The 16695-nt window shown below is 75.2% G+C and carries 1 protein-coding gene; it reads right to left on the bottom strand.

The annotated features are described in order from the left end of the window. Positions 1–34 precede the first annotated feature (34 nt). Entirely contained in the window at positions 35–16678 is a 16644-nt protein-coding gene (locus ACZ4UX_RS20985) for a type I polyketide synthase (protein WP_465707770.1), read from the bottom strand. Positions 16679–16695: the final 17 nt, after the last annotated feature.

The following is a 16695-nucleotide window of genomic DNA, read 5'->3' as shown; positions in this document are numbered from 1 at the left end:
CATCGCTGCCTCCACGCATCGAGCATCATCAACATCACTCCGACTCGCCGTCCAGGGCCAGGCGGATCAGGCTGTCCGCGTCCAACTCGTCGATGGCCTCGGCCTCTTCGCCCTGGTCGCCGATCAGCGCGGCGTCCCGGACGTCGGCGAGCCGCATGAGCGCCTCCATCAGCCCGGCATCGCGGAACCTGGACAGCGGGACGGTCGCGAGGGCCTTCCGCAGCTTCTCCTCGGCCGCGTCCGCCTCCCCGTGCTCGGCGAGCTCCGGCAGCAGCTTCTCCAGCAGGAGCCCGGCCAGTTCCGTGGGGTTGGGGTAGTCGAACACCAGGGTGGCCGGCAGCCGCAGTCCGCTCGCGGTGCCCAGGCGGTTGCGCAGTTCGACCGCGGTCAGCGAGTCGAAGCCCAGGTCGGTGAAGGCCCGGGTGGACTCGACCGCCTCGACGGAGGCGTGCCCCAGCACGGCGCCCACGTGGGCCCGGACCAGGTCGACGAGCAGCCGCAGCCGCTCCGGCTCCGACACCCCGGCCAGCTGCTTGCGCAGCGAGTCCGCGCCGACGGCGCCCGAGGCGGCGTGGCGCCGGCCCGTCCCGCCGCCGACCAGGGCCCGCCACAGCGGCGGGACGTCGGCGGCGCGGCCGGCCTGGGCCCGGAGCCCGGCCAGGTCCAGCTTGGCCGGGACCAGCACCGCCTCGTCCCTGGCGAGCGCCAGGTCCAGCAGCGCCAGGCCCTCGTCCGCGCTGAGCGCGGCGACGCCGCCGCGGTTGATCCGGGCGCGCTCGGAGTCGCTGAGCCGCCCGGTCAGTGCGCTGGCCTCGGCCCACATGCCCCAGGCGAGCGAGGTGGCGGGCAGTCCGGCCGCCCGGCGGTCGGCCGCCAGCGCGTCCAGGAACGCGTTGGCCGCCACGTAGTTGCCCTGACCGGGGCTGGCGAAGGTCGCCGCGGCCGAGGAGAACAGGGCGAAGTGCTCCAGGTCCAGCCCCAGGGTGAGTTCGTGCAGGTTCCAGGCACCGTCGGCCTTGGGCCGCATCACAGCGGCCACCCGCTCGGGGGTCAGCGACGCGATGGTCGCGTCGTCCAGGACACCGGCGGTGTGGACCACGGTCGTCAGCGGAGCCTCGGCGGGGACTCCGGCCAGGACGGCGGCCAGGGCGTCGCGGTCCGCCGCGTCGCAGGCGAGCACGTCCACCGACGCGCCCGACCGCGCCAGCTCCGCGGCTAGCGCGGCCGCACCCGGCGCGGCCGGGCCGGAACGGCCGGTCAGCACCAGGCCGTCGGCCCGCCCGGTGGTCACCAGATGCCTGGCCACCAGGCCGCCCAGCGTGCCCGTGCCACCCGTGACCAGCGCCGACCTGCCGCGCTCGCGGGGTTCGGCCGGGCCGGCGGTGACGGTGAGGACGAGCTTGCCGGTGTGGCGCGCCTGCTGCATGAAGCGGAACGCCTCACGCGCCCGCCGCACGTCCCAGGCCCGGACCGGCAGCTTCGTCAGCTCGCCCGCCGCCATCACGTCGACGATCCGGCCGAGCATCGCCCCCATCCGCTCGGGCCCGGCCTCGCCCAGGTCGAAGGGCCGGTAGAAGACCCCCGGGTACTGGACGGCCAGGGCCTCCGGGTCCCGGACATCGGTACGGCCCATCTCGACGAAGGCCCCACCCCGCGGCAGCAGCCGAAGCGAGGCGTCCGTCAGCTCGCCCGCCAGGGAGTTGACCACGATGTCCACGCCCGCGCCGCCGGTGGCGGCGAGGAACTCCGCCTCGAACCCGGCGTTACGGGACGAGGAGATGTGCGCTTCGTCCAGGCCCATCGCCGCCAGCACCGGCCACTTCGCCGGACTCGCCGTCGCGAACACCTCCAGGCCCAGGTGCCGGGCGAGCTGCACCGCCGCCATGCCGACGCCGCCGGTACCCGCGTGCACGAGCACCCGCCGGCCGGCCTCGGCCTCGGCCAGTTCGACCAGGGCGTACCAGGCCGTCATGAACGCGCTCGGGACGGAGGCCGCCTCGGCGAAGGTCCAGCCTTCCGGGATCCGCACCAGCTGCCGGGCGTCCGTGACCGCCACCGGCCCGAACGCGCCCTCGGCGACACCCATCACCCGGTCGCCCACGGCCAGTCCGGAGACTCCGGAGCCGACTTCGAGCACCGTTCCGGCGAGCTCACTGCCCATCACACCGCCGCCCGGGTACATCCCCAGGCCGATCAGTACGTCCCGGAAGTTCAGCCCCGCGACGCGGACCGCCACCCGGACCTGACCGGCCTCCAGTACGCCACCCGTCTGCGGCGCCGCCGCGAGCACGAGGCCCTCCAGCGAACCGCCGGCGTCCGGCTCCAGCCGCCACGGGCCCTCGGGCACCGCCAGCTCGCCCGCCGGGCGCGCCAGGCGCCGTGCGTGGGCCAGGGTGCCGCGAACGGCGAGTTCCGGCTCGCCAGTGGCGAGTGCCGTCGGGAGGACGGCGATCTGCTCGGCGCCCGCGCCGGTCGGCAGATCGACCAGGACGAGCCGGCCGGGGTTCTCCGACTGCGCCGAGCGCAGCAGGCCCCAGACGGCGGCGGCGGGCAGATCGGCGATCCGCTCACCGGCCGCGGCAGCGACGGCCCCTCGGCTGACGACCACCAACCGGGCCTCGGCCAGACGCTCCTCGGCCAGCCAGGCCTGAGCCAGGCCCAGGGCGTCGCCGGTCGCCCGGCGGGCGGCCTCGGCCGCGTTGTCACCCTCCACCTGGTCACCGGCACAGGCCAGCACCAGGGCGGGCTCGATCTCCCCCGCCTCGGTGGCGGCGGCCAGACCGGCCAGGTCGGCGAAGGCCCGGACCGGAACGCCGGAGGCGTCCAGTGCCTCGGCGAGGCCGAAGCGGTCGGCGCCGATCAGCGCCCACGCCCCGGCCGGAGCCTCGGCAGCGGCGATCGGGGCCCACTCGACGGTGAACAGGGCATCCGCCACCCCGGCATCCTTCGACCGGAGTTGCTCGACCGACACCGGACGGGTGATCAGCGACTCGACGGAGACCACCGGCGCACCCGTGGCATCCGCCGCCGACAGCACCAGACCGCCCTGCGCATCCCGGCGCAGCCGGGCCCGCAGCACGGACGCACCCGCCGCGTGCAGCTCGACACCCGTCCACGCGAACGGCAACCGCACCTGGCCCTCGTCCTCGGCCCCGGTGACCAGGGCGCTGGCGTGCAGCACACCGTCCAGCAGCGCCGGGTGCAGACCGAACGCACCCGCATCGGCGGCCACGCCCTCGGGCAGTGCCACCTCCGCGAAGAGGTCCTCGCCCCGGCGCCACACCGCGCGCAGCCCCCGGAACGCCGGGCCGTAGCCGTAGGACGCCCCGGCGCCGGCCTCGTAGATGCCGGTCACGTCGACGGCCGTGGCCCCGCGCGGAGGCCAGACCGCGAAGTCCTCCTCCGCGACCGGCGCCTCCCCGGCGGGAGCGACGACGCCACCGGCGTGCTGCGCCCACTCCTCCTGCCCGTCGGGGCGGGAGAACACCTCGACCGTCCGGCGGCCGTCCGCATCGGCGGCGGCCACCACGACCTGGACCTGGACCCCGCCGCCGTCGGCGGGCAGCACCAGCGGCGCCTGGAGGGTCAGTTCCTCCAGCAGGCCGCAGCCCACCTGGTCACCGGCCCGGACCACCATCTCGACGAAGCCGGTCCCCGGCAGGAGCACCGCCCCGCCGATCGCGTGATCGGCCAGCCACGGGTGCGTCCGCACGGACAGCCGCCCGGTGCAGACCAGGCCCGCCCCACCGGCCAGTTCGACCGCCGCACCCAGCAGCGGGTGGCCGACCGCACCCAGACCCAGCGACACCGCGTCCCCGCCCAGGGCCGGTCCGGCCGCACGCGGCCAGTACCGCTCGTGCTGGAAGGCGTAGGTGGGCAGCTTGACGAGGTCGGCGGAGGGCAGAACCGTCGTCCAGTCGACCGCCACGCCGTTGACATGGGCCTCGGCGAGTGAAGCCAGCAGGCGCTGGGCACCCCCGTCGTCGCGGCGCAGCGTGCCGCAGACGGCCGCCGGCAGCGCGGCGGAGTCCAGCGCGACCTCTTCGAGCGTGTCGTTCATCGCGCCCAGCAGCACCGGGTGCGGAGTCACCTCGACGAAGACCTGGTGCCCCTGACCCGCCAGCGTGCGCACCGCCCGGTCGAAGTGCACCGTCGCGCGCAGGCTGCCGTACCAGTAGGCGGCATCCAACTCCTCACCGGTCAGCGTCTCCCCGGTCATCGCCGAAACCATCGGCACCCGGCCCCGGCGCGGCGCGATACCGGCCAGGACCTCGGTGATCTCCGCCTCGAGACGGTCCACCTGGGCCGAGTGCGAGGCGTAGTCCACCGCGACCAGGCGGGCCCGGACGCCCTCCGCCTCGAACTCGGCCTTCAACTCCTCCAGCGCCTCGGGCTCACCCGAAACCACCACCGCGGACGGCCCGTTGACCGCCGCCAGCGACAGCCGCTCACCGAAGCGCGCGATCCGCTCCTCCACCACCGCGGCCGACCGGCTCACCGACAACATGCCACCGAGCCCGGCCAGCACCTTCAACGACTTCGAACGCAGCGCCACCACCCGGGCGCCGTCCTCCAGCGACAGCATCCCGGCCACCGTCGCCGCCGCTATCTCACCCTGCGAATGCCCCACCACCGCAGCAGGCTTGACGCCCGCGGCCTCCCAGACCGCCGCCAGCGACACCATCACCGCCCACAGCGCCGGCTGGACGACATCCGCCGCCGTCAACTCCGGCGCACCCGGTGCCCCGGCCAGGACATCGCCCAGCGACCAGTCCACATAAGGCGCCAGCGCCGCCTCGCACTCCGCGAGCCGCGCCGCGAACACCGGGTTGCACGCCGCCAGTTCACGGCCCATGCCGACCCACTGCGAACCCTGACCGGCGAAGGCGAACACCACCCGCGCACCCGGCCTCGCCACACCCGACACGACCGCACCCGACGGCACACCGGCCGCGAAGTTCTGCAGGCCGGACAGCAGCTCGCCGCCATCGGCGCCGACCACGACCGCCCGGTGCTCGAACACCGACCGCGTCGTCGCCAGCGACCACGCCACCTCCGCCGGCTCCACCGACGGCCGCGCCACCGCCCAGTCGTACAGCCGGCCCGCCTGAGCGGTGAGGCCCTCGGCCGAGCGGCCCGACACCAGCCAGGCGCCCACCGCACCGGGCTCGACCACCTTGTTCGGGAGGTCGCCCCGGCCGTCGTTCCCGGCGTCGTCCCCGGCATCGGTCGGCTCGGCGACCGCCGGGGCCTCCTCCAGGATGACGTGCGCGTTGGTGCCGCTCAGACCGAACGAGGACACCCCCGCTCGCCGCACCCGGCCGTTGCTCGGCCAGGGCGCCGCCTCCGTCAGCAGCTCCACCTCACCGGCGGACCAGTCCACGTGCGGCGACGGCTCGTCCGCATGCAGCGTCCTCGGCAGCTCCTGGTGCTGCAACGCCAGCACCATCTTGATCACACCCGCCACACCGGCGGCCGCCTGGGTGTGCCCGATGTTGGACTTCACCGACCCCAGCCACAGCGGCTTCCGGGCACCACGGTCCTGACCGTAGGTCGCCAGCAGCGCCTGCGCCTCGATCGGGTCACCCAGCTTGGTACCCGTCCCGTGCGCCTCGACGGCGTCCACATCGGCGGCCGTGAGGCCGGCGTTCGCCAGCGCCGCGCGGATCACCCGCTGCTGGGACGGACCGTTCGGCGCCGTCAGACCGTTGGACGCACCGTCCTGGTTGGTCGCACTGCCCCGCAGCACCGCGAGCACCTGGTGCCCGTTGCGCCGCGCGTCGGACAGCCGCTCCACCACCAGGATGCCCGCGCCCTCGGCGAAGCCCATGCCGTCCGCGTCGGCCGAGAAGGCCTTGCAGCGGCCGTCCGCCGCCAGTCCGCTCTGCTCGCTGAAGCCGACGAAGCCCTCCGGGGACACCAGGATGGTGACACCGCCGGCCAGCGCCATCGAGCACTCGCCGGAGCGCAGCGCCTGGGCGGCCATGTGCATCGCCACCAGGGACGACGAGCAGGCCGTGTCGATCGTCACCGCCGGGCCTTCCAGCCCGAGCGCGTAGGAGACCCGGCCGGACAGCACGCTCGTGGCGTTGCCGGTGATCAGGTGGGCCATGCCCTCGATGTCCGCGCCGTAGCCGTAGCCGGAGGTGTAGCCGCCGACGAAGACGCCGGTCGCGCTGCCGCGCAGCGACTCCGGGTCGATGCCGACCCGCTCCACCGCCTCCCAGGACAGCTCCAGCAGCAGCCGCTGCTGCGGGTCCATCGCCAGCGCCTCGCGGGGGCTGATGCCGAAGAAGCCGGCGTCGAACCCGCTCATGTCCTGGACGAACCCGCCGGACCTGACGTACGAGGACTCGCCGAGCGCCTCCAGGTCCCAGCCGCGGTCGTCCGGGAAGCCGGATATCCCGTCTCCGCCGGAGGCCAGCAGCGCCCACAGCCCGTCGGGGTCGACCACGCCGCCGGGGTAGCGGCAGGCCATCCCGACGATCGCGATCGGCTCGTCGGCCGCGATCGTGGCCGGCACGGCCGCCGGCGTCCCGGCGCCGTCCGGCACCGCCCCCAGCAGTTCCGCCTCCAGGTAGTCGGCCAGCGCGGCCGCGGTCGGGTAGTCGAACAGCAGGGTCGCGGGCAGCCGCAGCTCCGTGGCGGAGCTGAGGTCGTTGCGCAGCTCGACCGCGGTCAGCGAGTCGAAGCCGAGTTCGCTGAAGGCGCGGTTGGTCTCGACCGCCTCGGGCGAGGCGTAGCCGAGCACGTGGGCGGCCTTGGCCTGGACGAGTTCGGTCAGCACCCGGCGCTGCTCGGCCCGGCTCATCCCCGCCAGTCGGCGGACCAGGTCCTGCTCGACCGGCGCGGCCGGGACCTCGGCCAGCAGGGCGGCCAGCCGGTGGATCTCCGGCAGGTCACGCATCAGGGGGACGGTCAGCAGGCTCGCCGCCGGCTGCGGCTGCGCGAGGATGACGGACCAGTCGATGTTGGTGACGGTCAGCACGGTGTCGCGGCAGTCCAGTGCCTCGCCCAGGGCGCGGACCGCGAGGTCCGGGTCCATCACGCCCTCCCACTGGTTGCGGGCCAGCCGCTGCCGGGCCGCCTCGGAGCCCTGCGCCACACCGGCCGCCCACGGGCCCCAGGCCACGGCGAGCGCGGCCAGGCCGCGGCTGCGCCGGTTCTCGGCCACGGCGTCCAGGTAGGCGTTCGCCGCACCGTAGTTGGCCTGGCCCGGGCCGCCCGTGGTGGCCACCACGGAGGAGAACAGTACGAAGGCGTCCAGGTCGAGGTCGGCCGTCAGCTCGTCCAGGTAGGCCGCACCGGCGGCCTTGGCCGCGAGCACGGACTCCAGGCGCGCCGCCGAGAGGCCGTCGATCACGCCGTCGTCCAGCACCGCCGCGGTGTGCACCACGGTGCCCAGCGCGGGTCCGGTCGTGGCGATCCGGTCGAGCAGGCCGGCCAGGTCGGACCGGTCGGCCGCGTCGCAGGCCAGCACGTCCACCCGGGCGCCCCGGGCGGCCAGTTCGGCCGCGAGCCCGGCGACACCGGCAGCGCCGGCGCCGGACCGGCTGGTCAGCACCAGGCGCTCCACACCGCGTCCGACCAGCCAGCGGGCCACGTGCCCGCCGAGCGCACCGGTACCGCCGGTGATCAGCGCGGTGCCGTTGGTCGGCCGCCACGTCCCGGCCGCCGCCGGCTGGGGGGCGTGGGTGAGCCTGCGGCCCACGATCCCGGCCGGGCGGAGCGCGGCCTGGTTCTCGTCGCAGCCGGCCAGTACGGCCACCAGCTGCGAGCCGGTCCGCTCGTCCAGGACGGGTGGGAGGTCGATCAACCCGCCCCAGCGGTCCGGGTATTCGAGTCCGACGACCCGGCCGAAGCCCCAGACCTGGGACTGCAGCGGGCTGGTCAGCACCTCGTTCGGGGCGGTGGCCACGGCGCCCCGGGTGAGGACCCAGAGCGGCGCGACGACCTCGACGTCGCCCAGCGCCTGCACCAGGCCCAGCGTGGCGGCCAGGCCCACGGTCACCACCGGGTGGTCCGGCAGACGGGTCTCGTCGGTCGCGAGCAGCGACAGCACGCCGGACACCTCTCCGGTGCCCCGCAGCGCCTCGGCGAGCAGTGCGGCGAGAGCCTCCCGGTCGACCGTCCCGGCCGGGACCTCGACGAAGACGAGCTCGGCGCCGCGGGAGGACAGCGCGGCCACGCAGCCCTGGGCCACCTCGCCGTCGGTCTCCCCGGCGGGGAGCACCACCAGCCACCGGCCGGACAGCCGGGCGAGGCCGCCGGGGACGGTCGCCGGGGACCAGGTCACCCGGTAGCGCCAGGCCTCCGTGACCGAGCGGTCCCGCTCGCGGCGCCGCCAGGACGCCAGTGCGGGCAGCACCTCGATGAGCTGCTGGTCCTCGATGGCCAGCGCCTCGGTGAGGTGGGCCAGGTCACCGCCTTCGACGGCGGCCCAGAACTGCGCTTCCGCGGCCGTGCTCGCACCGTCGCCGCCCAGTGGGGACGGCGCTGCGGCGGACTGGAGCCAGTAGTGCTGGTGCTGGAAGGCGTAGGTCGGAAGCTCCACCGTCTCGGCGGCGGGCAGCACGACCTTCCAGTCGACCGACAGGCCGCCGACGTAGGCCTGGGCGAGTGAGGTGAGGAGGCGGGTAGCGCCCGCGTTGTCACGCTCCAGCGTGCCCACCGTCAGGACGTCGGCGACACCGGCGTCCTCGGCCGTCTCCGCCACCGCCGCCGTCAGCACCGGATGGGTCGACACCTCGACGAACGAGCCGTACCCGCCACCCAGCAGGGTGCGGACCGCCTCCTCGAAGCGGACCATCCGCCGCAGGTTCGCGAACCAGTAGGCCGCGTCGACCTCGGTGCCGGACAGCCACTCGCCCGTCACCGTCGAGATCATCGGAACGCGACCCGTCTGCGGGACGATCCCGGCCAGCTCCGCCGCCAGCACCGCCTCCAACGGCTCCACCGCCGGCGAATGCGCCACGAAGTCCGTCGCCGGAATCCGCCACCGCAGCACCTTGCGCGAGGCCAACTCGCGCTCGAACTCCGACAAGGCCTCCGGCTCACCCGACACCACCACCGCAGCAGGGCCGTTGACTGCGGCGACCGACAGGCGCTCGCCCCAGCCCTCGACGATCTCCCGCACCGCCTGCGACGGCATCACCACCGACACCATCGAACCCTGCACCGACAAACTCGTCAGCGCCCGAGCCCGCACCGCCACCACCCGCGCGCCGTCCTCCAGGCTGAGCATCCCGGCCACCGTGGCGGCGGCGATCTCGCCCTGGGAGTGACCCACTACGGCGTCCGGCGTCACACCGGCGGCCTCCCACACCGCCGCCAGCGACACCATCACCGCCCACAGCACCGGCTGCACCACATCGGCGGACTCGATCTCCGGCGCACCCGGCGCACCCGCCAGAACCTCACTCAGCGACCACGGCACGTGCGGCGCCAGCGCCGCCTCGCACTCCGCGAGACGCGCCGCGAACACCGGACTGCACGACGCCAGTTCACGGCCCATGCCAACCCACTGCGCGCCCTGACCCGCGAACACGAACGCCGTCCGGCCACCCGAACGGGCAACCCCCGACACCACCCCGGCCGCACGGGACCCGGCCACCAGGCCGCCCAGTCCGGACAGCAGCTCTTCGCGCCCGCCGCCGACCACGACCGCCCGGTGCTCGAACACCGACCGCGTCGCCGCCAACGACCACGCCACGTCCACCGGTTCGAACGACGGCCGCGCCCCGATCCACTCCCGCAGGCGATCCGCCTGACCCGCAAGCGCCTCCGACGACTGCGCCGACACCGGCCACGCCACCGGCCCGGCCGACTCCAGCACCGCCACCGCCCCGGCCTCACCGGCCGGCTCGTCCAGGGCGTCCGCCTCCTCGGCGACCGCGGCCGGCGCCTCCTCCAGGATGACGTGCACGTTGGTACCGCTCATCCCGAAGCCGGACACACCGGCCCGGCGGACGTGCTCACCGGTGGGCCACGCCACCGGCTCGGTCAGCAGCCGCACCTCGCCCGCCGACCAGTCCACGTGCGGGGTCGGCTCGTCCACGTGCAGCGTCTGCGGGAGCTGCTCGTTCTGCAGCGCCAGCACCATCTTCATCACCCCGGCCACACCGGCGGCCGCCTGGGTGTGCCCGATGTTCGACTTCACCGAGCCCAGCCACAGCGGCCGGCCCTCCGGCCGGTCCTGGCCGTAGGTGGCGATCAGCGCTTGCGCCTCGATCGGGTCGCCCAGCGTGGTCGCCGAACCGTGCGCCTCGACCACGTCCACGTCGGCGGGCGACACCCGGGCGCTGGCCAGCGCCGCGCGGATCACCCGCTGCTGGGAGGGACCGTTGGGGGCGGTCAGACCGTTCGACGCGCCGTCCTGGTTGATCGCCGAACCGCGGATCACCGCGAGCACCTTGTGCCCGTTGCGCCGCGCGTCCGACAGCCGCTCCACCACGAGCATGCCCGCGCCCTCGGCGAAGCCGGAGCCGTCGGCCGCCGCGGCGAAGGACTTGCAGTGCCCGTCCATCGAGATGCCGCCGGCCTTGGCGAAGGCCACGAAGACCCCGGGGGTGGCGGTGACGGTGGCCCCGCCGGCCAGGGCGAGCGAGCACTCGCCGGAACGCAGCGCCTGGGCGGCCAGGTGCAGCGCCACCAGCGAGGAGGAGCACGCCGTGTCCACCGTGACCGCCGGGCCCTCCAGGCCGAAGGTGTAGGACAGCCGGCCCGAGAGCACGCTGGTCGCGTTCCCGGTCACCAGGTGGCCCTCCACCACCTCGGTGCCCTCCAGTTGGACGTCGGTCGCGTACCGGGAGCTGTAGCCGCCGACGAAGGCGCCGGTCTGGCTGCCGCGCAGCGACGCGGGGTCGATCCCGGCCCGCTCGAACGCCTCCCAGGAGGTCTCCAGCAGCAGCCGCTGCTGCGGGTCCATCGCCAGCGCCTCACGCGGCGAGATGCCGAAGAACCCGGCGTCGAAGGCGCTGGCGTCCTGGACGAAGCCGCCGGCCTGGGTGTACGACTCGCCGTGCGGGTCGGTGTCCGGGTAGAGGCTCTCCAGGTCCCAGCCGCGGTCGCGCGGGAACGGGCCGATCGCGTCCGAGCCCGAGGCCAGCAGGCGCCACAGCTCCTCCGGGCTGGCCGCGCCGCCGGGGAAGCGGCAGGCCATGCCGACGATCGCGATGGGCTCGTCCGCGGCGCCGGTGGCCACCGGTGCGGCGGGTGCCGCGACGGCGGGCAGGTCGCCCGCCAGCTCGCCGCGCAGCAGCGTGGCGAGCGCGGTCGGGGTGGGGTAGTCGAAGACCAGCGTCGCGGGCAGCCGCAGGCCGGTCTCGGCGTTCAGGCGGTTGCGCAGCTCGACGGCGGTCAGCGAGTCGAAGCCGACGTCGGTGAACGGGCGGCCGGTGTCGATCGCGTCCGCCGAGGCGTGCCCCAGCGTGGCGGCGACATGGGCGAGGACGAGGTCCAGCAGCACCCGGTCCCGCTCGGGGCCGGAGACCGCCGCGAGCCGGCGCCGGAGCGCCTCGGCCGCGTCGGCTCCGGTGCCGGTGGCGGCGGCCGAGACGGCCGTGCGCCGGACGGACACCCCGGCCAGCGTGCGCCACAGCGGCGGGACGTCCGCGCTGCCGGCGGCCTGCGCCCGCAGCGCCGCCAGATCGAGGCGGGCGGGCATCAGCACCGCCTCGTCCCGGGCCAGCGCCACGTCCAGGACGACCAGGCCGTCCTCGGCGCCGAGTGGGACGAAGCCGCGGTCGATCCGCGACAGCGACGTCCGGTCCAGGTTCCGGCCGATGCCCGCCTCGTGCATCCACGGGCCGAGCTGCAGCGACATCCCCGCGAGGCCGGCGGCCCGGCGGTACCCGGCCAGGGCGTCCAGGAAGGAGTTCGACGCCACGTAGCTGGCCTGGCCGGCCGCGCCGAAGGTGGAGGCCGCGGACGAGAACAGGACGAAGCGCTCCAGGTCCAGCCCGGCCGTCAGCTCGTGCAGGTTCCAGGCCGCGTCGACCTTCGGCCGCATGACGGCCGCCAGCCGCTCCGGCGTCAGCGACGCGATCACGCCGTCGTCGACGACGCCCGCCGAGTGGACCACGGAGCCCAGCGGGTTCTCGGCCGGGATCCGGTCCAGCACCTCGGCCAGCGCGTCCCGGTCGGCCGCGTCGCACGCGACGATCCGGACCCAGACGCCCAGCTCCGCCAGCTCGGCCGCCAGCGCGGCGGCTCCGGCGGCGGCCGGGCCGGAGCGGCTGGTCAGCACCACACCGCCGGCCCGGCCGGTCGCCACCAGGTGCTTGGCGACCAGCCCGCCCAGCGTCCCGGTGCCGCCCGTCACCAGCAGCGAACGCGCCGCCGGGTCGGCCATCGGGTCGGCCGGCCAGCTGACCGGCTCCAGCTCGCCCGAGGGTCGGGTCAGGCGCCGGCCGTAGGCGGCCTCGCCGCGGATCGCCAGCTCGGGCTCGTCGCCGCCGACCACGGTGGTCAGCAGCGCGCTTCGGGCGCCGGCCTCGACGGCCGGGAGGTCGGCCAGGACCAGCCGGCCCGGGTTCTCGGCCTGGGCGGACCGCAGGAGCCCCCGTACGGAGGCCGCCGCCAGGTCCGTCACCGGCTCGCCGCCGGCGTCCACGGCGCCCCGGGTGACGACCACCAACCGCGCGGCGTCCAGGCGTGGTTCGTCCAGCCACTCGCGCACCAGCCGCAGTGCCTCGGCACCGGCCCGGCGCACCGTGTCCGGGAGGCCGGCGCCCTGGTCCGCGTCCCCGCCCAGCAGGGCGTCCGCGCACAGCAGGACGGTGCCGGGAGCGGCCTCGCCCGTCTCGACGGCGGCGGCCAGCTCGGCGATGCCGGCGAAGGCGCGCACCGGCACAGCGGCGGCGCCCAGCTCGTCGACCAGCCCGAAGCGGTCGGCGCCGATCAGTGCCCACTCGCCGGCCGGGGCGGCGCCGGCGGGCACCTCGGTCCACTCCTGGACGAACAGCGAGTCGTTCAACTCGTTCTGCGCGGAGCGCAGCTGGTCCATCGCGACGAGTCGCTTCACCAGCGACCCCACCGACACCACGGGAGCGCCGGTGGCGTCCGCGGCGGTCAGCGACACACCGCCCTGGGCGTCCTGGCGCAGCCGCACCCGCAGCACCGACGCGCCACCGGCGTGCAGCTCGACGCCGGTCCACGCGAACGGCATCGGCACCTGGCCCGGCTCGGCCTCGACGACCGGCTCCGCCAGCAGCGAGGCGTGCAGGGCGGCGTCGAGCAGCGCCGGGTGCAGGCCGAACGCGCCGGCCTCGGCCGCCGCCTCCTCGGGCAGCGCGACCTCGGCGAAGACGTCCTCGCCCCGGCGCCAGGCGGCCCGCAGGCCGTGGAACGTCGGGCCGTACACCTCGGCGAGGTGCACCGCGTACACGTCGGTGATGTCCACCGGTGCGGCGTTCTTCGGCGGCCACACCAGGAAGTCCTCGTCGGTCCGCCCGGCCGCGGTGGCGGGGGCGACCACACCGCTCGCGTGCAGGACCCAGGCCTGCGGGGCGGCCGTCTCCTCGGGGCGGGAGAACACCTCGACCCCGCGGCGGCCCTCGGCGTCGGGCGCGGCCACGACCACCTGGAGCTGGACCCCGCCGCGGTCGGCGGGCAGCACCAGCGGTGCGTGCAGCGTCAGTTCCTCCAGCAGGCCGCAGCCCACCTGGTCACCGGCGCGCACCGCGAGCTCCACGAAACCGGTGCCGGGCAGCAGGACGACGCCGCCGACGGCGTGGTCGGCCAGCCAGGCGTGCGTGCGCAGCGACACCCGGCCCATGCACACCAGGCCCGCGCCACCGGCCAGTTCCACCACCGCGCCGAGCATGGGGTGGCCCACCGCGCCCAGGCCGAGCGACAGCGCGTCGCCGCCGCCCGGGCGCGCGGAGCGCAGCTCGCCCAGCGTGCCCTTGGGCCAGAACCGTTCGTGCTGGAAGGCGTAGGTCGGCAGGTCCACTCCCGGTCCGGCCGGGAGCACGGTGGCCCAGTCGACGGCCGCGCCGCTGACGAAGGCCTCGGCGAAGGAGGTGACCAGGCGGGTCGCGCCACCGTCGTCACGGCGCAGGGTGCCGCAGACGGCGGCGGGCACCGCGCCCGGCCCGGCCTCCTGGGTGACCTCCTCCAGCGACTCCGTCATCGCGCCGAGCAGCACCGGGTGCGGGGAGACCTCGACGAACACCCGGTGCCCCTGGCCCGCCAGGGTCCGCACCGCACGGTCGAAGTGCACCGTCGCCCGCAGGCTGCCGTACCAGTAAGCGGCGTCCAACTCCTCACCGGTCAGCGTCTCACCGGTCATCGCGGACACCATCGGCACTCGACCCGGACGCGGCGCCACCGCGGCCAGCACGGACGTGATCTCCGCTTCCAGCCGCTCGACCTGCGCCGAGTGCGAGGCGTAGTCCACCGCGACCATCCGGGCGCGCACGCCCTCGGCCTCGAACTCCGCCTTCAGCTCCTCCAGAGCCTCGGGCTCACCCGAAACCACCACCGTGGCGGGCCCGTTGACGGCCGCCAGCGACAGCCGCTCGCCGAAGCGCGCGATCCGCTCCTCGACCACGGCCGCCGACCGGCTCACCGAGAGCATCCCGCCGAGCCCGGCCAGCACCTTCAACGACTTCGAACGCAGCGCCACCACCCGGGCGCCGTCCTCCAGGCTGAGCATCCCGGCCACCGTGGCCGCGGCGATCTCGCCCTGCGAGTGACCGACCACCGCGTCCGGCGAAACACCGGCGGCCTCCCAGACCGCCGCCAGCGACACCATCACCGCCCACAGCGCCGGCTGGACGACATCCGCCGCCTTCAACTCCGGCGCGCCCTCGGCGCCCGCCAGGACCTCACCCAGCGACCACTCCACATACGGCGCCAGCGCCGCCTCACACTCCGCGAGGCGCGCCGCGAACACCGGGCTCGACCGCGCCAACTCCTGGCCCATGCCGAGCCATTGCGAACCCTGACCGGGGAAGACGAAGACCGGCCGCGCGTCGGCCCGGGCCACGCCCGCGACGACGGCGCCGCTGGGCACGCCGTCGGCCAGGCTCTCCAGCCCGGCCGCCAGCTCCGCGCGGTCCCCGCCCACGACCACGGCGCGGTGCTCGAAGGTCGCGCGCATGGTCGCCAGCGACCACGCCACGTCCGCGGGCTCCGCCTCCGGCCGCGCCGCCACCCAGTCCCGCAGCCGGCCGGCCTGCGCCGCCAGCCCCTCGGCCGAACGGCCCGACACCGGCCAGGCGCCGGCGCCCGAGACGACCCGCGGCGCGGCCTCCACCGGCTCGGCCGCGTCCTCCTCGGCGGGTGCCTCCTCCAGGATCAGGTGGGCGTTGGTGCCGCTGCCACCGAAGGACGACACGCCCGCGCGGCGGACCCGCTCGCCGGCCGGCCACGGGACGGACTCGGTCAGCAGCTCCACCTCACCGGCGGACCAGTCGACGTGCGGGGTGGGCTCGTTGACGTGCAGCGTCCGCGGCAACCGGCCGTTGCGCAGCGCCATCACCATCTTGATCACGCCGGCCACCCCGGAGGCGGCCTGGGTGTGTCCGAGGTTGGACTTCACCGACCCCAGCCAGAGCGGCTGCCCGCCGCCGCGCTCCTGGCCGTACGTCGCCAGCAGCGCCTGCGCCTCGATCGGGTCGCCGAGCTTGGTGCCCGTGCCGTGGGCCTCCACCGCGTCGATGTCGGCGGCGGACAGCCGGGAGCTCTCCAGCGCGGCGCGGATCACCCGCTGCTGTGAGGGGCCGTTGGGGGCGGTCAGACCGTTGGACGCGCCGTCCTGGTTGATCGCCGAGCCGCGGATCACCGCGAGCACCTTGTGCCCGTTGCGGCGCGCGTCGGAGAGCTTCTCCACGACGAGCATGCCGGTGCCCTCGGCCCAGCCGGTGCCGTTCGCGTCGTCGGAGAAGGCACGGCAGCGGCCGTCCACCGACAGGCCCTGCTGGCGGGAGAACTCGACGAACATGCCGGGCTGCGCCAGCACGGTCACACCGCCGGCGAGTGCCATCGAGCACTCCCCGGCGCGGATCGCCTGGCAGGCCAGGTGCAGCGCGACCAGCGAGGAGGAGCACGCCGTGTCCACCGTGACGGCGGGGCCCTCCAGGCCCATGACGTAGGAGACCCGGCCGGAGAGCACGGCGGTCAGGTTGCCGGTCATCATGTGGCCTTCCAGGCCGGCCGTGCCCCCTTCCGCCAGCTCCAGGTTCACCAGGTAGTTCGAGGTGAAACCGCCGACGAAAACGCCCGTCCGGCTGCCCTTGAGCGTTCCCGCGTCGATTCCCGCGCGCTCCAGCGCCTCCCAGGCGACTTCGAGCAGCAGGCGCTGCTGCGGGTCCATCGCGACGGCTTCCCGCGGGCTGATCCCGAAGAACGCGGCGTCGAATCCGCTGGCGTCCTTCACGAAGGCCCCGGACTGGGTGTACGACCGGCCGGACTTCTCCGGGTCCGGGTCGTAGATGCTCTCCAGGTCCCAGCCGCGGTCGGTGGGGAACTCGCCCACCGCGTCGCCGCCGGCCGCCAGCAGCTCCCAGAGGTCCTCCGGGGTCTCCACGTTGCCCGGGTAGCGGCACGCCATGCCGACGATCGCCAGCGGCTCGTACTCGCCGGCCTCCAGCTTGTGCAGGCGCTTGCGCGTCTCCTGGAGCTCGGCCGCGGTCTTCTTGAGGTAGTCGAAGAGTTTCTCTTGGTTATCCACAGTGACCCCTTACCAAA

The organism is Kitasatospora sp. NPDC028961 (genome assembly GCF_055564815.1).
This window is presented reverse-complemented; position numbering and strand designations above follow the sequence as displayed.